At 43.2% G+C, this 21484-nt stretch carries 22 protein-coding genes, 1 pseudogene and 1 other annotated feature; of the genes and pseudogenes, 13 read left to right on the top strand and 10 right to left on the bottom strand.

Features of this window, described 5'->3' with window-relative positions; translation table 11 throughout:
• Positions 1-93 precede the first annotated feature (93 nt).
• From HNQ43_RS03095 to HNQ43_RS03110, 4 genes and pseudogenes are all read right to left on the bottom strand, one after another.
• Positions 94-225 carry a zeta toxin family protein gene (locus tag HNQ43_RS03095; protein WP_132587467.1) on the bottom strand — a complete coding sequence of 44 codons (132 nt, stop codon included), beginning with the start codon at positions 223-225 and terminating at the stop codon, positions 94-96.
• 199 nt (positions 226-424) lie between these two features.
• Positions 425-1202: pseudogene (gene ant(9), locus HNQ43_RS03100) on the bottom strand (aminoglycoside nucleotidyltransferase ANT(9)).
• A 24-nt stretch (positions 1203-1226) separates the two neighbouring features.
• Entirely contained in the window at positions 1227-1997 is a 771-nt protein-coding gene (locus HNQ43_RS03105; protein ID WP_002578723.1) for a nucleoside phosphorylase, read from the bottom strand.
• Between the two features lie 24 nt (positions 1998-2021).
• Positions 2022-2819, bottom strand: coding sequence for a helix-turn-helix domain-containing protein (locus HNQ43_RS03110; protein WP_087231435.1), 798 nt, complete (start codon positions 2817-2819; stop codon positions 2022-2024).
• Positions 2820-3157: 338 nt separating this feature from the next.
• Here HNQ43_RS03110 and HNQ43_RS03115 point away from each other — a divergent pair, with 338 nt between their 5' ends.
• The 6 genes from HNQ43_RS03115 to HNQ43_RS03140 all read left to right on the top strand — a co-directional run bounded on the left by HNQ43_RS03115 (position 3158) and on the right by HNQ43_RS03140 (position 7854).
• The gene (locus HNQ43_RS03115; protein WP_002588751.1) at positions 3158-3571 is read left to right on the top strand and encodes a cysteine-rich VLP domain-containing protein; all 414 of its coding nucleotides are present in this window, start codon (positions 3158-3160) and stop codon (positions 3569-3571) included.
• A gap of 111 nt (positions 3572-3682) precedes the next feature.
• Complete coding sequence (locus HNQ43_RS03120) at positions 3683-4078, top strand: replication initiator protein A (protein WP_087231432.1); 396 nt, start codon at positions 3683-3685, stop codon at positions 4076-4078.
• 183 nt (positions 4079-4261) lie between these two features.
• Positions 4262-5206 carry a MobV family relaxase gene (gene mobV / locus HNQ43_RS03125; RefSeq protein WP_087258076.1) on the top strand — a complete coding sequence of 315 codons (945 nt, stop codon included), beginning with the start codon at positions 4262-4264 and terminating at the stop codon, positions 5204-5206.
• Between the two features lie 72 nt (positions 5207-5278).
• Complete coding sequence (locus HNQ43_RS03130; protein ID WP_087258079.1) at positions 5279-5473, top strand: hypothetical protein; 195 nt, start codon at positions 5279-5281, stop codon at positions 5471-5473.
• A gap of 100 nt (positions 5474-5573) precedes the next feature.
• Positions 5574-7196: a recombinase family protein gene (locus HNQ43_RS03135; protein ID WP_070112441.1), complete on the top strand. Its 1623-nt coding sequence runs from the start codon at positions 5574-5576 to the stop codon at positions 7194-7196.
• Between the two features lie 40 nt (positions 7197-7236).
• Positions 7237-7854, top strand: a complete 618-nt coding sequence (locus HNQ43_RS03140; RefSeq protein WP_183374679.1) for an XRE family transcriptional regulator — start codon at positions 7237-7239, stop codon at positions 7852-7854.
• 273 nt (positions 7855-8127) lie between these two features.
• On the opposite strand, the gene HNQ43_RS03145 is transcribed toward HNQ43_RS03140, so the two are convergent.
• A complete protein-coding gene (locus HNQ43_RS03145; RefSeq protein ID WP_183374681.1) occupies positions 8128-8445 on the bottom strand; it encodes an acylphosphatase in 318 nt (105 codons plus the stop codon).
• A 143-nt stretch (positions 8446-8588) separates the two neighbouring features.
• On the opposite strand from HNQ43_RS03145, the gene trkA reads away from it, so the two are divergent.
• From trkA to HNQ43_RS03160, 3 genes are read left to right on the top strand one after another with little or no spacing between them, the layout of a single operon-like run.
• A complete protein-coding gene (gene trkA, locus HNQ43_RS03150) occupies positions 8589-9947 on the top strand; it encodes a Trk system potassium transporter TrkA (RefSeq protein WP_183374683.1) in 1359 nt (452 codons plus the stop codon).
• Positions 9934-11442, top strand: a complete 1509-nt coding sequence (locus HNQ43_RS03155) for a TrkH family potassium uptake protein (RefSeq protein ID WP_221247986.1) — start codon at positions 9934-9936, stop codon at positions 11440-11442. The genes trkA and HNQ43_RS03155 overlap by 14 nt, the downstream gene beginning before the upstream one ends.
• Positions 11443-11501: 59 nt before the next feature.
• Positions 11502-12203, top strand: a complete 702-nt coding sequence (locus HNQ43_RS03160; RefSeq protein ID WP_183374685.1) for a metallophosphoesterase — start codon at positions 11502-11504, stop codon at positions 12201-12203.
• A gap of 226 nt (positions 12204-12429) precedes the next feature.
• On the opposite strand, the gene HNQ43_RS03165 is transcribed toward HNQ43_RS03160, so the two are convergent.
• On the bottom strand, positions 12430-13089 hold the full coding sequence (locus HNQ43_RS03165) for a uracil-DNA glycosylase (RefSeq protein ID WP_183374687.1): 660 nt from the start codon (positions 13087-13089) through the stop codon (positions 12430-12432).
• A gap of 48 nt (positions 13090-13137) precedes the next feature.
• On the opposite strand from HNQ43_RS03165, the gene HNQ43_RS03170 reads away from it, so the two are divergent.
• The gene (locus tag HNQ43_RS03170; protein ID WP_183374689.1) at positions 13138-14310 is read left to right on the top strand and encodes a bifunctional folylpolyglutamate synthase/dihydrofolate synthase; all 1173 of its coding nucleotides are present in this window, start codon (positions 13138-13140) and stop codon (positions 14308-14310) included.
• On the opposite strand, the gene HNQ43_RS03175 is transcribed toward HNQ43_RS03170, so the two are convergent.
• Genes HNQ43_RS03175 through mnmE form a run of 3 tightly spaced genes read right to left on the bottom strand, consistent with a single transcriptional unit; the run spans position 14291 to position 17025 of the window.
• On the bottom strand, positions 14291-15337 hold the full coding sequence (locus HNQ43_RS03175; RefSeq protein ID WP_183374691.1) for a metallophosphoesterase: 1047 nt from the start codon (positions 15335-15337) through the stop codon (positions 14291-14293). The genes HNQ43_RS03170 and HNQ43_RS03175 overlap by 20 nt on opposite strands.
• A 1-nt stretch (position 15338) precedes the next feature.
• On the bottom strand, positions 15339-15689 hold the full coding sequence (locus HNQ43_RS03180; RefSeq protein WP_183374693.1) for a DUF1622 domain-containing protein: 351 nt from the start codon (positions 15687-15689) through the stop codon (positions 15339-15341).
• 7 nt (positions 15690-15696) lie between these two features.
• Complete coding sequence (mnmE, locus tag HNQ43_RS03185) at positions 15697-17025, bottom strand: tRNA uridine-5-carboxymethylaminomethyl(34) synthesis GTPase MnmE (protein ID WP_183374695.1); 1329 nt, start codon at positions 17023-17025, stop codon at positions 15697-15699.
• Positions 17026-17077: 52 nt separating this feature from the next.
• Here mnmE and HNQ43_RS03190 point away from each other — a divergent pair, with 52 nt between their 5' ends.
• From HNQ43_RS03190 to HNQ43_RS03200, 3 genes are all read left to right on the top strand, one after another.
• Positions 17078-17677: an L-threonylcarbamoyladenylate synthase gene (locus HNQ43_RS03190; RefSeq protein ID WP_183374697.1), complete on the top strand. Its 600-nt coding sequence runs from the start codon at positions 17078-17080 to the stop codon at positions 17675-17677.
• 46 nt (positions 17678-17723) lie between these two features.
• Positions 17724-17933, top strand: a binding site (T-box leader).
• Positions 17934-17967: 34 nt separating this feature from the next.
• On the top strand, positions 17968-19923 hold the full coding sequence (lysS, locus tag HNQ43_RS03195) for a lysine--tRNA ligase (protein WP_183374699.1): 1956 nt from the start codon (positions 17968-17970) through the stop codon (positions 19921-19923).
• 125 nt (positions 19924-20048) lie between these two features.
• On the top strand, positions 20049-20192 hold the full coding sequence (locus HNQ43_RS03200) for a rubredoxin (RefSeq protein ID WP_183374701.1): 144 nt from the start codon (positions 20049-20051) through the stop codon (positions 20190-20192).
• Between the two features lie 64 nt (positions 20193-20256).
• Here the strand turns inward: HNQ43_RS03200 and HNQ43_RS03205 are convergent, their stop codons facing one another.
• Positions 20257-21477 (bottom strand): serine hydrolase, encoded by a 1221-nt coding sequence (locus HNQ43_RS03205; RefSeq protein ID WP_183374703.1) that lies wholly within the window; start codon positions 21475-21477, stop codon positions 20257-20259.
• Between the last annotated feature and the right edge of the window lie 7 nt (positions 21478-21484).

The following is a 21484-nucleotide window of genomic DNA, read 5'->3' on the forward strand; positions in this document are numbered from 1 at the left end:
AGGCATATCCAATTACCTCCTTCGGTGGTACTGTTTCTTACTATTGTTATACGCTATTTCTCGTCAAAAATCAACCATTTGTTGTGACAGAGCCTAATGAAAAAAGTCGTCTGTGTGCATATGCACAGATTTATCCATGTTCGATTCTTTTGCGACAATCGACGCAGTTGTTGTCTTTCCTGTTCCCGGCGAACCTGTAATCACAATAATTCTTCCTTGATTCATCTACATTCTCCCTCGCAATTCAGATTTACCGCTCTCTTTCTGATTTTGGAGCGTTTCTTCTCTCAAGATTGAAATGGGCGGGAAGCCATTTTAGGGCTTTCCCGCCTTGATTGCCCATCAGCAAAGACGGGCGGGACTGTCAACGGCGGCGCATTTATGCGCCGTTCATCTTGACCGTTGATTGGCCCCGCTAACTTTGCTACTCTGTTCTAAGTAATTCCTCAATTTGTTTTTTCATATATTCTACAAGTGCCATCGCTTCCTTTTCTACTGTCTCCCATTCATCAGACAAATTTCCCAAATAAGCTTCCTTTGCCGTTGTTAGCAGGGGGGGGAAATCTCTCCGGCAATTTTAAAATTACCCATTTTGCGGCAACATCTTTTGTCGTGATTTCTTCTGTTACTAAAGTAAACCACATTCGTGATAAGGTTAATAACACATTTCTTTCATCACCCTTAAAGCTGGAAATCAAACCAGGTAAAGAAAACCGAATTGCTTTTTTAATTTCGTGAAATGGGATAGCGGGAATAAGCTCTTTGCTTTCCGCCCCCTTCAAAGTTATGCTATTTTTTCTTGCTTGCCATAATAAAATCATTATATCTGGGTCATTGCAGGCTTGCGGATATTCTCTTGCTTCCATCTCTCCCCTTAGCCATTCACCATACATATACTGACATTTTGGCGGAAATTGCAACGGAACAATATCAGATTGATTGATAATAGTTACCTCTAAAGGTCTTTTTTCAATACAGCCTACGGAGCCAGAAATTTTCAATAATTGCTTTGTTAGATCTGCTCTGATTGAATTACTCAATTCTTGTTTAGTAATTATCAGTATATCTATATCACTATCTGGACGCAGCCCATTCATTGTTGCTGAACCATATAAATATATCCCCAATATTTGACCTTGTAATATGGTTTCTGCTATTGAAATAACTTGATTTACTTGTTGTGGAAATTCATTTATATTCATTGTAACTCCTATATGTATTTATTTTTACTCCTCAACAACTGATAAAACAGCGTCTAAGGCTAATTCTAAGGCTATGGATATACTTGTTTTTCCCCATTCTCTTTCTTGGTATTTATGAGGGTCTGCAAGAGTATCGGCTGAAAAAAGCAGCATAGCCCATGTAACTTTTCTAAATTTTGCACACGCCGCCAATGCGGAACATTCCATTTCTACTACTTGACATCCCTCTTCTTTCCGATACTGAACCATTTCTACTGTTTCTCGATAAAAACCGTCTGTTGTCCATGTTTTAACTTCCCAATATGGTATATTCTTTTGGCTTAAAGCAGATTCAATCGCATTTATACCAGCCTTTGAAATCTCTACTTCTCGGGAGGGAGGAAGATAATGGTAAGATGTTCCCTCATCTCTCAATGCAGAAACAGGTATCAAAAATCTATTTTCCGGGATGTCTTCCAATACGCCGCAGGAGCCGACGGAAATAATCTTTGTTACACCCCCTGCAATTAAATATTCTAAAACTTGGACGGCAGCAGCACTTCCCACAGGAGCCGGACATAGACATATTTTCTCCTGATTATAAAGACATTCATAAATAGGATATCGTCTTGTTGCACTTTCAAATTCATCTATCTGTATTCCATCATGGGTATGTGCATAATTTTCAACCTCGTCTCCTAAAAAAGCAAACACTGCTTTTGCAGGAAAACATTTTTTCCCATTTCCCGGCTGAAAAACAGCTTTTGATGCGGTATCGTACTCTAAAACAGGGTAGTCATGCTTTACTAATGGCATATTATTATCTCGAATAACAGGCTATTATTCTATTCCTTTCATCATCTTTTTTGCCAACTGCTTGAACAGGTCGGCAGTTTCTTCATCCATCGGTGCAAGCTGTCCGATCTGTCCGGCAACCATCGCCGTTACATCGTCAATGGAAAGCGGGTTTTGCTTCTGTTCCGCCAATGCGTCCCGCATGGCTTGGAACATCGCGGCGGTCACAGCTTCTCCCGGCTGTTCCCCGTTGTCAATGTCTTTCTTAATATCCCGCAGGATAGCAAGGAACACATTTTTGATTTTCTCAATCTCCGCCTCATGTTCCCCCATCTTCTGGGCGTTCAAAAGCTGTAAATCCTGCTTTGCTTCCGCCCGGTGTTCCGGGTGTTCTTTCATCAGGTCGGACAGGGAAGCCGTTGCCATCTCGATAAGCTGGTTTCTTGCTGTTATGCCTTTTGCCGCTGTGTCCTGAAAATAAATCCGTATCAAATCTATCAGCTTAGGAAAATTCCTATGTTCCAACAGGCGGTTGAGGATTTGCACATCAACAGCACCCGTCACAAGCCCCCTCACGGCTCCCTCGGACAAGCCTAATTCAGAAATATCGTAGCTTTTACGAACGCTCACGGTAGACAAGCCCAGTATGTAGTCTGTCGATACCTTAAATTCCTTTGCTACACCTATGAGAATATCACTGCTGACCGTTCTTGTTTCGCCGCTGACAATGCGGCTCAACTGGGAAGCGGAAACGCCTATCTTCTCCGCAAGTTCCTTTTGTGTGATGTGGTTCCCGTTGCATAAATCGGAAATCCGCTGTCCGGGTGTTCCGGGTAAAGCCATAGATACGCACCTCCTCCGCATACTTCCATTATACAGAATGATTGCAAAAATGCAATTTCCAAAGTGTAAACTTCATCAAAATGCAATTCTCGCAATATTCCGGGAATTGCATTTTTTTCGTGTAGACTTAGGGTAGTTCATCGATGGACGGCACCTTGAAAACAGAATGACCGTCCGAAAAGGAATACCCAGGCTGGGGAAGCACCGCAAGGAGTCGGACTTCGGGACAAAATGTCCCGAAGTTGCGGGGAGCGTGCCAACGCCGGAACACGCCGCAGGAATGGGGCAGGAAACCTTTTCGGGGAGAACGGCAACGGAAAGCAAAATGGAGGGAACGCATGAGAGATAACCCCTATAAAGACTTGCCGCCGCTGGAACGCAGGCCGGACGGTTCCCTTTACCGCATGACCCCGGCGCAGAGAAAACAGGCGGCCAGCCTGATACGCCGGGAGTGCTGTTGCTGTGAGGACGGCAACTGCATTGTCCTTGACGATGGGGACACCTGCACCTGTCCGCAGACGATTTCTTTCTCGGTCTGCTGTAAGTGGTTCCGCTGGGCGGTCTTGCCGCTGGACGGGACGCTGGAAGCGGAGATTTTCCGGGATAAGGACTTGAAACGCTGTGAGGTCTGCGGCGGTGTGTTCGTCCCCAAATCCAACCGGGCAAAATACTGCCCCGGCTGTGCCGCCAGAGTTCACAGGCGGCAGAAAACAGAAAGTGAACGGAAAAGGAGGTCTGCTGTGGACAGTTAGGAGCGAAAAAAGCCTTGATTTATCAGGCTTCGCAAGCCCCAAACCGGGGCAGGTGGTATAAAGTATCGCCCGCCCCGGAAAACGGGCTTCTAACCGTCCACAAAACGCACTATGACAAATACCATCTATATCCATCAGCCGGAAAGGGCGTTCAGCTTCACCCGGCTCCCGAATTTCCTCTTTGAAGCCCCCACGTTCAAGCTCCTGTCCAACGAGGCAAAGGTTCTGTATGCCTTTATTCTGCGCCGGACAGAGTTATCCCGCAAAAATGGGTGGGCGGATGACTGCGGACGGATTTTCCTGTATTTCCCTATCTGTGAAGTGGTCACATTGCTCCATTGTGGGCGGCAAAAAGCGGTGAACACCCTGCGGGAACTGCAATACGCCGGACTGGTGGAAATCCAGAAGCAGGGCTGTGGAAAACCCAACCGCATTTTCCCAAAATCCTATGAAGCGGTTCCAAACACCGACTTCAAGAAATCCCGTTCTGGTACGCCGGAGGACTGAAAACCGTACCCTTGAAGTACGGAAATCAATCTTGAGAAGTACGAAAACCAGACGGTATATAGAAATACAAAGATTAAAATGATTTATTTATATCCATTCCATTCCTATCGTATCAGAGATAATTCTGGCGGGATTTTCCCTGTGGAAAACCCTGGATAGGAAAGGAATGGGGAAAGGAGCAGAATGGCACAACACGCAATTTTGCGGTTTGAGAAGCACAAGGGCAACCCGGCAAGGCCGCTGGAAGCCCATCACGAAAGACAGAAAGAACAATATGCCAGCAATCCCGACATTGACACAAGCCGGAGTAAATACAACTTCCATATCGTCAAGCCGGAGGGACGCTATTACCACTTCATTCAGAGCCGTATCGAGCAGGCCGGATGCCGGACGAGGAAAGACAGCACACGGTTTGTCGATACACTGGTAACTGCCAGCCCGGAGTTTTTCAAGGGGAAATCCCCAAAGGAGATACAGGCGTTTTTCCAGAGGGCGGCGGCTTTCCTCATTGGCCGGGTAGGACGGGAAAATATCGTGTCGGCGGTGGTACACATGGACGAGAAAACGCCCCACCTGCATTTGACCTTTGTTCCGCTGACAAAGGACAACCGCCTGTGTGCAAAGGAGATTATCGGCAACCGGGCAAACCTGACGAAGTGGCAGGACGATTTTCACGCCTATATGGTGGAGAAATATCCTGACTTGGAGCGTGGGGAAAGCGCCAGCAAGACAGGCCGGAAGCATATCCCCACCCGGCTTTTCAAACAGGCGGTTTCCCTCTCCAAACAGGCCAGAGCCATTGAAGCCGCCCTTGACGGCATTAACCCGCTGAACGCCGGAAAGAAAAAAGAGGAAGCCCTTTCCATGCTGAAAAAGTGGTTCCCGCAGATGGAAAACTTCTCCGGGCAGTTGAAAAAGTACAAGGTCACAATCAATGACCTGTTGGCGGAGAATGAGAAGTTGGAAGCAAGAGCAAAGGCCAGTGAAAAAGGCAAGATGAAAGATACGATGGAACGGGCAAAGCTGAAAAGCGAACTGGACAATTTACAGAGGCTGGTTGACCGTATCCCGCCGGATATACTGGCGGAACTGAAACGGCAGCAGCGGCACACGGCAAAGGAAAGGTGATAGATATAAGCAGAAATTTTCGCCGCCCCTGTGCGGCATTGTACCTTGAAAACTGAATATGGAGGACACTGGATGGCAAAAAGCGAAAGCGATATTTTTACACCCCGGACAGGGCAGGTCATACGAACAGAGAACGGGACGCAGTATTTTGTATGTGGGAACAACCGTATAAAAATCTCCGAACACTTCGCCGCAGTCGGGAAGCCCCTCGGTGATCTGATTGTAGATGTGGTGCGGCATACCGCAGAAAAAGCCGCTTCAACCTGATAGCCCATCATTGATAACACGCCCACGCTTATGATATAATTGCCATAGAGCAAAAGTATTGTAAGCGTGGGTTGTTTCTTTAGAAGGAGGATTTTTAACGGTGAAACAACCTTACAATACTACGATTTACAACACGGCGCTTTATATGAGATTGAGCCGGGACGATGAAAACTATGGTGACAGCGTAAGCATTGAAACACAGCGGACAATCCTGCAACAGTACGCAAAGGAACAGGGGCTTCATGTAGTCGGTGAGTATGTGGACGATGGCTGGTCGGGGACGAACTTTGAACGCCCGGATTTTCAGCGCATGATGGACGATATGGAAGCCGGAAAAGTAAACTGCATTGTCACGAAAGACCTTTCCCGTTTCGGGCGGGAACATGTGATGATGGACTACTATCTGGAATTTCTGTTCCCGGAAAAACGGGTGCGCTACATCGCCGTTGCGGAGAATGAGGACACAGAAAAAGGGCTTTCCGATTTTGTCCCGTTCAAAAACCTGTTCAATGAGTGGTTTGCGAAAGATACGAGCCGCAAGGTAAAGGCCGCTTTCAAAGCGAAGTTTGCCACAGGACAGCGTATCGGCGCCTATGCTCCCATCGGGTACAGGAAACACCCGGAAATCAAAAACAAGCTGATAATCGACGAGGAAACCCGCTGGATAGTGGAGAAGATTTTTGACCTTGCCATTCATGGCAGAGGGGCGGCCAGTATCACAAGAATACTGATTGCGGAAAAGGTTCCCACGCCGGGATTTATCAACTTCCAGCGTGACGGGACTTTCGCAAACATCTATGCGGGTGCACCGGAGGAAAAAAGCTACGCATGGACGATAGCGCAGGTCAAGAGCATTATGAAAGATGAAACCTATATCGGCCATACCATCCACTACCGGGAAACAAATATTTCCTTTAAGAACAAGCGGAGGGTACGCAAGCCCCAAAGTGAATGGGTGCGGGTGGAGAACACGCAGGAGCCGATTATCAGCGAGCAGGTTTTCCGGCAGGTACAGGAGCAGATAGCAAACCGCCGCAGGAAGTGCAAGGATGGTACAACGCAGATTTTTTCCGGATTGGTAAAATGTGCGGATTGCGGCTGGTCGCTGTCCTATGGGGAGAACAGGCAGAACAGCAAGCCTTACGGCCATTATCATTGTAGCAAGTACGGGCAGGGCACACGCCAATGCTCCATGCACTATATCCGTTATGATGTGCTTTATGCCTATGTCCTCTCCCGTCTGCAATACTGGTCGGGACTGGTACAACATGATGAAGAACGGCTCTTGAAGCGGCTGTTAAATGCCACTGATAAGGGACAGGCCGCCGCAAGAAAGAAGCAGGCCGCAGAACTGAAAAAGGCAGAGAAGCGAAAAGCCGAAGTCGATACTTTGTTTGCCCGGATGTATGAGGACTGGGCGGCGGGGCGTATCACGGAATACAACTTCTCTATGCTGTCCGGGAAGTACCAAAGCGAACAGGCTGAACTGGACGAAAAGATTGAGCGGCTTCAATCCGCTATCACCACTGAAAGCCAGAACGCCGCAGACGCAGAAAAATGGATTGCCTTGATGAAAGAGTGCGTCAATCCAACGGAACTGACCGCCGAACTTTTGAATACGCTGATTGAAAAAATCGTTGTCCATGAAGCGGTCAAAGGTGAGGACGGAAGCAGGGAACAGGAGGTAGAAATCTTCTACCGCTTTATCGGCAAGATTGATTGAATGACACCAATATCTTTAACTATGTGATACCGGGAACAGTTTGCCTAATGTTACATTGCTCGTTCCTATCGCTGATGTGTTTGGGATAACCGTAACAGAACTTTTGAAGGGTGAAAAAATAAGCGGAAATAAATCACTGAGCACGGATGAAGTAGAAGATCTCATTATAAATTCTTTAGATTTGTCAGTGCGTAATACTATTTGTCAACGAAAGAAGAACTTGATTTTTGCATTTCTTATTTCAATCGGCGTGGTGATTGCGGAAGCTGTTTTAATGACTGTTTCTGGAATCACCATAGAACAAATGGGAGATAGTATATATATTTCTTTTTTGATGCTCATATTTGCGATTTGCTGCATTTTCGTAAAAGAAGTGTTGCCAACCTATTATGATAAAGACAAGATCAATTTTGTTTCACAGGGAGTATTCAGAATACATATGCCAGGATTAGCGTTTAATAACGGAAATTGGATATATGTATTGACCATATTCCGATTGTTTACATTGGGTGTTGCTGTTCTTGCTCCTATTCTTTGTTGGCTTTGCATTTCAATCGGTGGAGTTGATTTATGGAAAAGCATACAATATCCTTCCATACTTATTGTACTTGCCGGGCTTATAGTCGCAACGTATATTGTTGGAAAAAAATATGAATAAGGTTATTTTTGAAATACTAATCGTTGAATATACCGACAACGAGGTGCGATTTTTTTAACTTTATTTTCTGTTTTCTCACAGAGGATGGCAGTGTAATTTAATCGTTCGGCAACTATCCTCTAACTTTAAAATGTAAATTGATTTCCGCTCTATTGGGGCGGAAATTCGTCTCTTTGAAGATATAGACCATGAAATTAAGCTGCGGCTAGTCAAAGGCTAATCTTATAATGGAATGCCAGATCTAATCTATGTAAAGAGTAAAAGAGATATTCTTTAATATCGTACTCGAAATCCGGTTTCCATTTGAATGGGGATCGTTTCTTGTTTCATTTCGTCGATTTGAATATAATGGTCTTCATATAGTTTTTCGATCAGTTTGTTGATAGCGTCCGGTTCCCCTTGAAGTTGAGCGATGACGCTGCCGTCCCATTGGTTTTGAACCCAGCCGCTAATGTGATATTGATTTGCCAATTGTTGGACCAGGAAACGAAATCCTACACCTTGTACGATCCCGGTAAATCGTATCTGTTTTCGAATACTAGAGGATGAAGTTGATTTCATATTTTGGGAATGGTGGTTAAAAAAATGCATATGATCTCCTTTTTATTCATTATAGCATTCTAAAATAAGTAAAATCTTTATGAAATCTTAATATTATGTCTCCTTTTTCTTGATTCCTTTCTATAAGGTGTCTACAATAAAATCTGTTCAAATTGAAGAAATGGGAGATCGATATGAAGATTGCGATTGTCGGAAATGGAAAAGTTGGATTTGCGATAGCGAAACAGCTGGACCAGGAAGGCCATGATGTGACGATCATTGAAAACAAGTCCAAAGTTTTGGAAGACACGATGAATCGTTTAGATATTATTGGCGTTTTTGGCAACGGAGCTAATGTAGAAGTGTTAAAAGAAGCACAAGTCAAAGATTGTGAGCTCTTGATTGCGGCAACTAGTCAAGATGAAGTCAATATCTTGAGTTGTATGCTTGCCAAAAAACTAGGGACAAAAAATACGATTGCACGTATTCGAAACCCGGAATATGTCAGTGGGCTAAACTTGATGAAAGAAGAGTTGGGCCTATCGATGCAGATCAATCCAGAAATGGCGGCGGCTTTGGAAATCGTACGTTCTTTGCGGTTCTCCTCCAATATTAAAGCGACCTCTTTTGCCAAGGGAAGAATGGAATTGACAGAGATCAAGATCAAAGAGGGAAGTCCGCTGATTGGACAAAGTTTGAGTGAGATCAGCAGCCGCTATAAATCAACGGTCTTGTTTTGTGTGATTCAGCGTGGAAGCCAGGTCATTATTCCCGATGGACAAACGATCATTTTGGAAGGGGATAAAGTTTCTTTGACGGGATCCATGCAGGATCTGGAGAATTTTTATCAGGAAATCAAGATCTTAAAAAATCATAAGATCCAGGAAATCATGATCGTTGGCGGCGGGCGCATTACTTTTTATCTGGTTCGTTTGTTATTGCGTTTAGGCATGGAAGTTAAAGTGATTGAAAAAAATAAAGAAGTTTGTCTGGATCTTGTTGAAAGGTTTCCGTCAGTAACGGTGATCCATGGCGACGGAACCGACCATGAGCTTTTGCGTTCGGAAAATTTGGAAGATATGGATGGATTTGTGGCATTGACTGACAATGACGAAGAAAATGTCATTATTTCGATGTTCGCATCCAATCTGGGAGTACAAAACGTGTTGCCGAAAGTCAATCGCGTTTCTCTAGGATTCTTGTTGGAGAAGCTTGGATTGGAAAATGCGATCACGCCAAAAAATATTACGGCCAATCAAATTTGTCAGTATGTCCGTGCCATGCAGAATACGGTAGGCTCAAACATCGAGTCTTTGATCAAAATCATAGATGACCAGGTAGAGGTGCTGGAATTCCGCGTTCGTGACAACTGTAAGTTTATTGGTGTTCCTTTGAAAGATCTGACATTTAAAAATGAAATGTTAGTGGCCTATATTACTCATCGGGGAAAGCCGCAGGTCGCTCAAGGAGATACTCGTGTCAGTTTGGGAGACAGTATGATCTTGATTAGTAAGATTGCAGGATTGAGGGATATCAACGATGTATTGGCTTAAACGAAAATTGCGCAAGATCAACTGGAGCTTGATTGCCAATTTAAATGGATATGTCTTGATTTGTTTAGGGCTTTTGATGGTTTTGCCGACAATTTGTTCTTTGATCTATAAAGAAGATGTTGTCTATGATTTCTTGATCACGATTGCGATCTGTTTAGTCGTTGGTTTTGGATTGTCTAAGATCAAGCGTTCCAGAAGAGACTTTTTTGCCCGGGATGGAATGATTGCCGTCGGATTATGCTGGATCACAGCCAGTCTTTTTGGGGGCCTTCCTTATTTTATTTCCCAGGAGATTCCCAGTTATGTGGATTGTTTCTTTGAAGCTGTCTCTGGATTTACTACGACCGGATCCTCAATCGTTCCGGATGTTACAGCGTTATCAAAAGGGATCTTATTTTGGCGAAGCTTCACTCACTGGATCGGAGGCATGGGGATCTTAGTCTTTATCCAAGCCTTTATTCCTAAAGCCAACGAGCGTTCCATGCATATCATTCGAGCCGAGTCGCCAGGGCCCATTATTGGAAAACTAGTTCCTCGTATTCAGCAGACGGCCGCCATTTTATACAGTATGTATATGGGGTTGACGATTTTGTGCATCGTATTCTTATTGGTTGGCGGCATGCCTCTTTTTGATACACTGTGTTATACATTCGGAACTGCCGGAACAGGGGGCTTCAGCATTTCTCCTTTGAGTGTCGGAGAATATAATAATTTATATTATGAAATCGTCATCACCGTGTTCATGCTCTTGTTTGGAATCAATTTCAACTTATATTATTTCTTATTGTTGAAAAAATTTAAATCGGTCTTTAAAAGCGAAGAGTTACGAACTTATCTGTTTATCGTTTTTGCTTCCATGATTTTGATTGCCTTGAACATCTCTAAGATGTATGGCGGATTCTTTGAAGGCCTTCGATATTCATCTTTCCAGGTTGCGACCATTATTTCGACGACTGGATATGCGACTACAGATTTCAATTTGTGGCCGATGCTTTCCAAGTCGATCTTATTATGTTTAATGGTTGTGGGAGCTTGTGCCGGTTCTACGGCAGGCGGAATCAAAGTTTCCAGGTTTTTGATTATCTTAAAGAAAATCAAGCTGGATATTCAGCGCTTGATCCATCCGCAAAAAGTTTCGGCGATCACGATGGATGGAAAAATCGTTGATGAAGTGACCGTGCAGCAGATTTTAACTTTCTTTGGATGTTTTATCTTGATTTTATTGAGCTGTATTTTATTGGTTTCGTTAGATAATTTGGATTTTGAGACAACGATCAGTTCTGTTTTTACTTGTATCGGAAATGTCGGTCCGGCTTTTGGATTGGCAGGGCCTATGGGTAATTTTGCCATGTATTCGGATCTTTCAAAGATTGTATTGAGTGTTGCGATGTTAGTGGGAAGATTGGAAATTTATCCAATTTTGATCTTCCTGTTTCCTTTGTTTAAAATACCAGATCTGGTCAATCCAAAAAAGTTTTATAAACATTCAAATTGACGGGTAAATCCCGTCTTTTTTGATATATAATAGAAGCACAAAAAAAGGGGGATTTTGTCATGGCAACTTATGTATGCAGTGACATTCATGGGCTCAGTCAAAAATATTATTCACTTTTGGATAAGATCGACTGTGAACATGGAGATACATTGATCATATTGGGGGATGTGATCGATCGTGGGCCAGATGGATTTGAAATCTTGATGGATGCGTTGAAAAGAGAAAATGTTCATCTTCTGATGGGAAATCATGAATATATGATGTGGGAAGTCTTGGAAATCAATAAGGGAGAGATTCCGAATGACATCTCGGTTTTAAACTGGCTGTTGAATGGAGGGGCCACTACTATTGCCGCCTATAACAAGGCTAGTTTGGAAGATCAATTCTTTATTTGTCAGTCATTAAGGTCATTGCCTTATGCATTTACCGACATCGTAGTGAATGATCGACATTTTTATTTATGTCACACGGCACCAGGAAAGGCAAAAGACAAAAAAGTTTTATATTGGAAGGACATCAAAGATCCGATGAATTTTGTCTGGGAACGTATGGATCCAAACGGTCCTTTTCTAGAAAACAAAACCATCATTGCCGGCCATACGATCGTATTGAACTATCATCCGGAATTAACGGTATTCAGTGATACAAACGATCTGAAAACCGCAAATTATATTGATATCGACTGTGGCTGTGCCATGAATGATGAATCCAGCAAGTTAGCTTGTCTTTGTCTGGATACAATGGAAGTGGAATATTTTTAGTAGCGCTCTTAATGATTGTGAATGTGCTATTTTATCAGATTGAAATTAAAATCAAGCTGAAAAGAAAAAAGCCTATTTCTATGTAGGATATAGAAATAGGCAACACATCAACAGTTAGAGTATATCACTGTTTCAAGGCCTTTTCAAGAATGGAGATAAGCTTGAAAAGGGGTGTGAAAGCCACAATAAATTCAGGTTTAACTTCTTATTTCGGCGCTGAGGACTTCTAGAACCATTTGATTGGTGTTTTGCCATGCGCTACCAGGAATTCATTACATTTCTTAAAATGTCCATTGCCAAAGAAGCCCCGATAAGCACTCAGAGGACTGGGGTGCGGACTGGTCAAGACCAAGTGATTCGGGTTATTGAGATAGCGTTTGGTCTGGATTGCTTTTGATCCCCACAACAAGAAGACGACAGCGTCTTCTTTTTCATTGATGCGCTTAATAGCTTCATCCGTAAATCTCTGCCATCCGATATTTTGGTGTGCCAGAGGATGTGAATCTACGACTGTTAAAATAGGGTTTAATAATAATACCCCTTGTTTGGCCCAGTCGGTCAAATCTCCGTTGCGGTGCAGTTTGACATGATATTCTTCTTCGATTTCTTTATAAATATTGACTAGGCTAGGCGGGATTTTGATATCTGGTGCCACACTGAACGCAAAACCTTGTGCCTGTCCGGGTTGATGATATGGGTCTTGTCCTAAGATCACCACTTTTGTATCGTGCAAAGAAGTAGTTAAAAATGCATTGAATATTTTCTCTTTGGGAGGATACACTTTTTTTGTTTTATATTCGCGCGCAAGAAAATAGTTGATCTTGTTGAGATAATCCTTTTGAATCTCTGTATCAAAGAGCTCTTGCCAATCGTTATTAAATTTCATTGCGGACCTCCATGGAAGTTTTTCTTGATTTCTATTATAATACGAATCATGAACTTACAAGAAATAATTCAAGAAATGGAGTCAAAAAAAAGCCGAAATATGGATTTAGACAGCTTTCGAAAGATTTTGGATCATGAGCTTCCGAATCATCGAAAACTATCAAAGATCCAAGTTGCCGGAACCAACGGCAAAGGAAGCACCAGTACATGGCTGTCTTTATTGTTGGAAAAAAGCGGACTGAAAGTCGGTCTATTTACGTCTCCGCATTTGATTGTCCACAATGAAAGAATTCAGATCCAGAAAAAAATGATATCCGATTCAGATCTGGAACGGTTGTATGATCGGTATCGTTCTTTATTCCTGGAAAAAGGATTTACGATGTTTGAGATGGATCTGTTTCTGGCTCTGGCCTATTTTTTAGAGAACCGGGTGGATATTGCGATCATTGAAGTTGGACTGGGAGGCAGATTGGATGCCTCCACAGCCTTAGATTATAAAGCTACAGTACTGACCAATATAGGGCTAGAACACACGGAGATCTTAGGGGACACGTTAGAACAGATTGCTTATGAAAAAAGCGGGATCTTTAAAACCGGAGTTTTAGCGGTATGTGGTGTCGAACAACCGGAATGTCAAAAAGTAATCGACCAGACAGCAAGAGAAAGACGAGTGCCGCTTTATTATTCCTATATGCCTGAAGTAGTTCAGAAAGGGAAAAAATATTTTGTATATTATCTGGATGGGGTCCTGGTATTTGACAAGCCCTATTATCAGTTGAAAAACTTCATTTTAGCTTGCGATACGTTGTATCATCTGAATTTCCGCTTACATTATCCTCTATTACAGGAAACCATCGATGATTTTCATTTTTCCGGCCGGTGCATGCCTTTAAGAAAACGGCCTTTGGTCCTAGTGGACGGTGCCCATAATGTACACGGGATCCAAGCTTTGGTTTCTTCCTTAAAGACATGGAGAGGGCAAATCTATTTTTCCGTTTTGAAGGAAAAAGATGCCCCTCATATGATTGAGCTGCTGAAGACATTAAAAGCACCGATCACTTTAGTGGATTTTGAAAGCGACCGGCTTTACCCTTTAAAAAACCTGGGCTTGCCGATCCTTTCCATGGACGCATTAAAAAAACGGCTTCAAGAAACACATGAGCCGTCTTTAGTTTGCGGATCTTTATATTTTGTCGCAGAAGTTATGAAGTACTTTTCTTGATATGGATCACGACATATTCGCTTTTCCCTTCGGTGCGCAAAGGGAATCCCCATCCGTTGACTCCGGAACTGGTGATCTGGGTGAATCCTTGTTCTTGTTGGATGCCGTAGTCATGTTCATTGACATGGAGCAGGCTGGATAAAAATCCCAAAGGGAAGATCTGCCCGCGATGGGTATGTCCCGAGATCTGCAAGTCTATATCGTTTTGAACACAGTTATCTAATTCAACAGGCTGATGATCTAACACAATCTTATAATTGCCATCTGCAGGGCCGATCAGCTCTTTTAAGCTTTTTCGGTCCTTTTCTTCTGCATCTTCTCGCCCGATCAAAGTAAGATTTTCTTTTTCAACCACAGTATCTTGAAGCAATTGGATCTGATTTTGATGGAGCACTTTCTTGATATCTTCTTTTGAAAAATCTGGATGCGATGAATAATGTTGATTATCGTGATTTCCATAAACATAATACACCGGGGCTGTCTGGCTGAGTTTTCCCAATTCAGCAAAGACGGTTTCCATTTCTTCTTTTGTAGTGAATTCATCCACGATATCGCCGCCCAATGCATAAAAATCCGGATTCTCCTTCTCTAGATGAGAGACCAGTTTCGTTAAAGAATAAGGAGTCATACCGGTCGGATAATGCAGATCCGCTAAAAAGACGATCTTTGTTGGTTCAATGTCTTTGTCTGTAAAAAGTGTATAGCTTGTCGGTTTTATATGGTGAAGGTTGTAGATGCCATATCCCAAAATGCTGCTTGTCAATAATAGCGGAATCAAGAAAAGTAAAAGATTTACAGGTTTATGAAACAAAAAATAAACCAGCTGCATGATCAACAATAAGCAGAAAAAGTGAAAGTAAAATGCCGGGAAAAGCGTATTGAACGTAATACAGGGAAGTAAAAACAATATCACAACGCCTATTAAGATCTTCAAATCGATCTGCGGCATCCATTTATGGATCAAAAAGACAAGATTTGCCCCCAAAGCTAGACATACAAGTCCTAAACCAATTTTTAGATAAATCATCTTATTCGATATCCTCGATTTCATCTGTTAGCGCATTGGCGCTTTTCCATTCCCAATGGATCAAAAAAGTAATGGCCGCTTTGACTAAGATCAAGGCGCCGATCTGAATGATCTCATCTAAAGAACGAACGGTGATCGTACGAATGATCTCCGCAGCCAATTTAAATGTTAAGGCAATGCTGAGTCCGCGAAGAAGCGGCTTTTTTGTATTTTTGTCCTTTTGAAAAAGATTCAATATACTGCGAAAAGCACTGAAGACGATGATGGCCAAGGCCACAGCTTCCAAAAAATACAAAGAAAGATAGGCTATGTTGCACAGTATCGTATGCACTTGTTCTAAAAAGAGTTCCATAAGCAACCTACTTTCCTAGACAGAACTTAGAAAACAAAGTATCAAGAAGATCTTCTCGATGCACTTCGCCCAAGATCTCTTTGAGATCCTCATAAGCTTCCTGGATGTCGATTTCTACTAAATCCGGTTCTGTGTGATTTTCCAAAGCAATTTGGGCTCTTTTCATAGCAGATTTCGCCTGTTGAAGCAAGCCGATTTGTCTTTCATTGGATAAAATGGGCTCTTCTTTCAACAAGTCGTTTTGATAAAGCGATTCCAAGGCGTCGATCAGAGGCTGGATCTGATGATTTTTGGCAGAGATGCAGATTCCTTCTTGTGAGGTGTCGCTTAGATCTTGTTTGTTCCAGATGATCAAGCGCAGTTTATCTTTTGTCTGTTCTAACAGATCTTTGTCTTCTTTTGTCAGAGGACGACTGCCATCCAAAACCAGCAGCACGAGTTTGGCTTGTTGGAGCTTTTCCTGACTTTTTTCGATACCGATCTGTTCGATTTTATCACTGGCATGGCGGATACCGGCAGTATCGATCAAATTAAGCTGTACCGATCCGATATGGATCTGCCCTTCGACGATATCTCGGGTTGTTCCCGCAATATCAGTGACGATTGCTTTGTCTTCCTCAAGCAAAGCATTAAGAAGGGAACTTTTACCAACGTTGGGACGCCCGATGATCACTGTATCGATCCCGTTTTTGATGAGCTGTCCGGTATTGGCTTTTTTTAAGATCGCATCGATCCGGTCAAGCCATTCTTTGACCTTTGGTAAGAGATCTTGTTGCGTAAGTTGTTCGATGTCTTCATATTCCGGATAGTCGATATTGACTTCGATCTGAGCGATGATGTCCAGAAGATCCTCAATCAAAGGCTGTAATAATTGATGAACGCTGCCGCGGATCCCTCTGATTGCCATTTTGGCTGCCGAATCGTTGGTCGCTTCGATCATGTCTTCGACGGCTTCCGCCTGTGAAAGATCGATCCTGCCATGATAAAAAGCCCGCTGGGTAAATTCGCCCGGTTTGGCGAGTTTCGCACCATGACTTAAGACAATAGACAAAATTTTACGAGTGATAAAAATGCCGCCATGACAGTTGATTTCTACGATATCTTCCCGGGTATATGTCTTAGGGGCACGGAAGACAGAAACCAAAACTTCGTCTACCGGCTCTTTATGATCATCAAGGATGTGACCATAGTGGATCGTATGCGAAGGAACATGAGACAAATCTTTGGTGAAGATCTGATTGACAATGGGTATGGCATCTTCTCCACTCAAACGGACAATCGAGATGGCTCCTTCTTTTAAGGCGGTCGATATGGCACAGATCGTATGATCAAACATGAGAATCATCCTTTCACTTGTATCTATTCTATCATAAACCTATAATAGGAATATGCGTACTTATCAAAAAGAACAAATCAAAGAAGTAGTACAAGCCTTTCAAGATCATCAGATCTTGGCGGTCCCGACCGATACGGTGTATGGGGTTGGGGTATTGTATGGAGATCTAAAGGATCTTGAACGTTTGAAACACGCCAAACATCGCCCGGAAACCAAACCCATTCCGATGATGGTGGCCAATGTGGACCAGATGAAACAAGTGGCCTATGTGGATTCACGAATCGAAAAGATCGCTGCCCGTTTTCTGCCGGGGGCTTTGACCCTGGTTTTACGTGTCAAGGAAACGGTGCCCAAAGCGTATACCAATGGCTTGGATACGATTGCGATCCGTATCCCGGAAGAAGACTTCTTGCTGGAGGTGATCCAGGAATTGAATGCACCTTTGTTGGTGACAAGCGCCAACCAGTCAGGTGCCAAGACAGCTCTATGCAGTGAAGATGTTTTCGAACAGCTCCCTAATATCGACGGAATTGTATTAGGAAGGTGCAAAGCTTTGCAGGCCAGTACGATCGTAGACTGTACCCGAGAAACATTAACGATTCTGCGGCCGGGTCCCATTACGCTGGAACAATTAAAAGAAGCAGCTGATTAACAGTTTTTCGTTGACAAAGTTTTCGAGCTTTAGTACGATACATCCCGTAAAGGCTATGAAGAGGACGAGTACTTTAGGAAAATGTTCAAGAGAGCTTTTGGATGGTGGAAAAAAGCACAGGACCTGGAGGAATAAAACCTTGGAGCTGTATGTAGTTCCTGCATTAAAGGAAGCGCTGTTATTAGACAGCGACAGAGGTCTTTCAGAGTGATTTGAAAGATGAATTAGGGTGGTAACACGAGCATTCGTCCCTTGGATGAGTGCTTTTTATTTTGAAAAAGGAGAAAATCATGGCACAACAAAAATTAACGGAACAAGAAAAAGTACGTCGTCAGAAAATGCAAGATCTGGCAGAAATGGGAATTGATCCCTTTGGACAAGCTTATCAGCGAACATCGACCTCAGGAAAGATCACGGCCCAATATGAAGACATGACCAAAGAACAGCTGCAGGAGCTGGATGTTCATGTAAAGATCGCCGGTCGTATCATGACCAAACGCCGTCAGGGAAAAGCCGGCTTTATGCACATTCAAGATGTGGATGGACAGATCCAGATCTATGTTCGTAAAGATGAGGTGGGCGAAGAACAGTACGAAATCTTCAAGAAAAATGATATCGGCGATATTGTAGGAATCGAAGGAACGGTCATGAAGACCGATCACGGCCAGCTTTCAGTACGCGCCAAAGTCTATACGCATTTATCAAAAGCTTTGCGTCCTTTACCGGAAAAGTATCATGGCCTGACTGATGTGGAAGAGCGTTTCCGTCGTCGTTATGTGGATCTGATCATGAATCCGGAAGCCAAACACATTGCCTTGACACGGCCAAGAATCATTCGCGCCGTGCAGGAATATTTGGATGGTCAAGGATTGGTGGAAGTGGAAACGCCGGTATTACAGCCTATCTTAGGAGGGGCTGCCGCTCGTCCGTTCATCACGCATCACAACACACTGAATATGCCTTTCTATTTGCGAATCGCTACAGAGCTTCCTTTGAAACGATTGATCGTTGGAGGCCTGGAAGGTGTGTATGAAATTGGACGCTTGTTTAGAAATGAAGGAATGGATGCGACCCACAATCCGGAATTTACGACCGTCGAAGCGTATGTTGCTTACAGTGATCTGCATGGCATGATGGATCTGATCGAAGGATTATTTGATTTTGTCGCCAACAAAGTTTTGGGAACGACCGAGATCACTTATCAGGGACAGGAAATTTCCTTAAAAGCTCCCTTCAAGCGCATCACAATGTGTGAAGCCGTCAAGGAAAAAACGGGCATCGACTTTAAACAAGAAATGAGTTATGAACAAGCCGTTGCCTTGGCCCAAGAACACGATATCGAAGTGGATAAGATCCATAACTCGGTGGGGCATATCATTCAGCTGTTCTTTGACAAATATGTTGAAGAAACGATTGTACAGCCTACTTTCGTTTATGAATATCCAATCGAGATCAGCCCGCTGGCCAAGAAATGTAAAGACGATCCGCGATTTACCGATCGTTACGAACTCTTTATCTGCGGTCATGAATATGCCAATGCTTTCTCGGAATTGAATGATCCCATCGATCAAAGAGAACGCTTTGAAAAACAGTTGGAACTTCGTGATCTAGGGGATGAAGAAGCCAACGAGATGGATGTTGACTATGTTGAAGCTTTGGAATACGGCATGCCTCCGACCGGTGGAGTCGGGTTGGGAATCGACCGCTTCGTGATGCTTCTGACGGATCAAAGAACAATCCGTGAAGTCCTCTTGTTCCCGCATATGAAGCTGACCGGAGAATCCAAAGGAGCTAAAGTGGAAAAAGAAAAAGAATACACACCTTTGATCCCGGTAGAAGTTAGTGCTCTGACCAACAAGAAACCGACGATTGATTATTCCAAAGTAGAGATCGAACCATTGTTCAAAGACTTCGTGGACTTCGAGACCTTCTCAAAATCTGATTTTAGAGCCGTGAAAGTCAAAGATTGTACGGCCGTTCCAAAATCGAAGAAACTGCTACAGTTTGTATTGGATGATGGAAGTGGAGAAGACCGTATCATCTTAAGTGGCATCCACGATTACTATGAACCTGAAGAACTGATCGGCAAGACCTTGGTGGCCATCACGAATCTGCCTCCTCGTAAAATGATGGGGATCGATTCTTGCGGCATGATCATCTCGGCGGTACATAGTGAAGCCGGAGAAGAACGCTTGAACGTACTGGTTTTAGACAGTGCGATCCCAGCAGGTGCCAAATTATATTAAAACCAAGACAGCTTTCGAAAGAAGGCTGTTTTTCTTTGAGCATATGAATTGATATAGGGCAGAAGAGAGAATATACTGAAATTAAAGAAATCATTTCAGCGAAAAGCTGATAGAAAGAGGTCAACATGAAGTATATTTGTTCTGTTTGCGGCTATGTGTATGATGAAAGTCAAGAAGCTGTACCGTTCAATGAATTGCCAGACGATTGGAAATGCCCTTTATGCGGTGCACCTAAAAAGGTGTTCAAACCCGAAGAAGCGGCTCAGTAAATTGTGCTTAAAAAAGACTCTAAGGGATGACTTAGGGTCTTTTTTGTTGAAAAAAGAGCTGTCTCTAGAAGTTTGACAGCTCTAATAAGTATTGATAAACACAATCACTGATCTCCTGGCAGAAGCTTTGATAAGAAGAGTCGGAGAAAGTCACGAGCAAATAATCGCCAAATGATGCGTAAACGATTCCGCCATCTAAATAATTAGCCAGCGCCCAGCCAGATTTGTGAGCACATTCGACATCCTCCGGCAAGGAAGAAACGATGCCGGTATCATCGGCGCATTGTTTTAAGAGGTCCATCATTTCTTCGCAAGCGTCGGAAGTCAAGATCTCTTCATTGTAGATCATCTCTAATAGATTGGCTACATCCGCAGGTGTGGTCGTATTTTCGTGAGCTCCTTCAAAATATCCTTCACCAGGAACGAGACCATGATAGATAGCGGTATCTTCCAAGCCTAAGGAAGCACAATACTGATTGACGACGGTCGTACCGACATGGGGGTCGCCATTTCCCAGCATAGAAACCAGGACATTGTAAGAAGTATTGTCGCTATCGATGATCATATTTTCTAAATACGTTTCGCAATCACTCTTTTCCAAATTGCCTTCCTGAATCTGGGAATAAACGGTCGCCATCACAAAGATCTTGATGATCGAACAAGGGTACATGGAAACGTTTCCGGTTTGAATCGTTGTACCGCTGTTCAGATCTTTGAAATACACTTCAGCCAAACCGCTATAGTTTGATTGAATCGCCTCGATTTGTTTCTCCAGTTCTGTTGAACTGATTTGAATTTGTCCGTTTTCATCGAATTGATAGAAAGTTCCTTCTATTTCCACTTCACCTTTGGCCATTGTTCCGTTTTCCAGGAAATAGGCCGTATAGGCCTGGTCCCCATCCTTGATCTCATAAAAAGTATTCTGAGCCATCGTTCCATCTTTTTGAAAGAAGTAGGTTTCGCCTTCGATCGTTTGTACGCCATAGGCTTGTTTTCCATCCTCCAAAAAGTAATAAGTTCCCTCTTCGGTTTCTAATAAGCCGGTATACATATAGCCGGAATCGGGGTCAAAGTAGTACCAGTCTCTATCAATTTCAGTCATGCCAGAAGCTTGAGAACCGTCTTCATGAATATAGATCTTGTGATGATCAAACAAAGAAGCATTATGAAATCCGGAACGATTGATCAATAACAGGGAACACAACATGAAGAACAAACAAACGATCAAAATCAGAAAGATGCGATATTGTCGAAGAAATGCGTTGATTTGTTGACGTGAGGGCATAGACGTT

The sequence above is a fragment of the Faecalicoccus acidiformans genome (genome assembly GCF_014202635.1).
Lineage (GTDB): Bacteria > Bacillota_I > Bacilli_A > Erysipelotrichales > Erysipelotrichaceae > Faecalicoccus > Faecalicoccus acidiformans.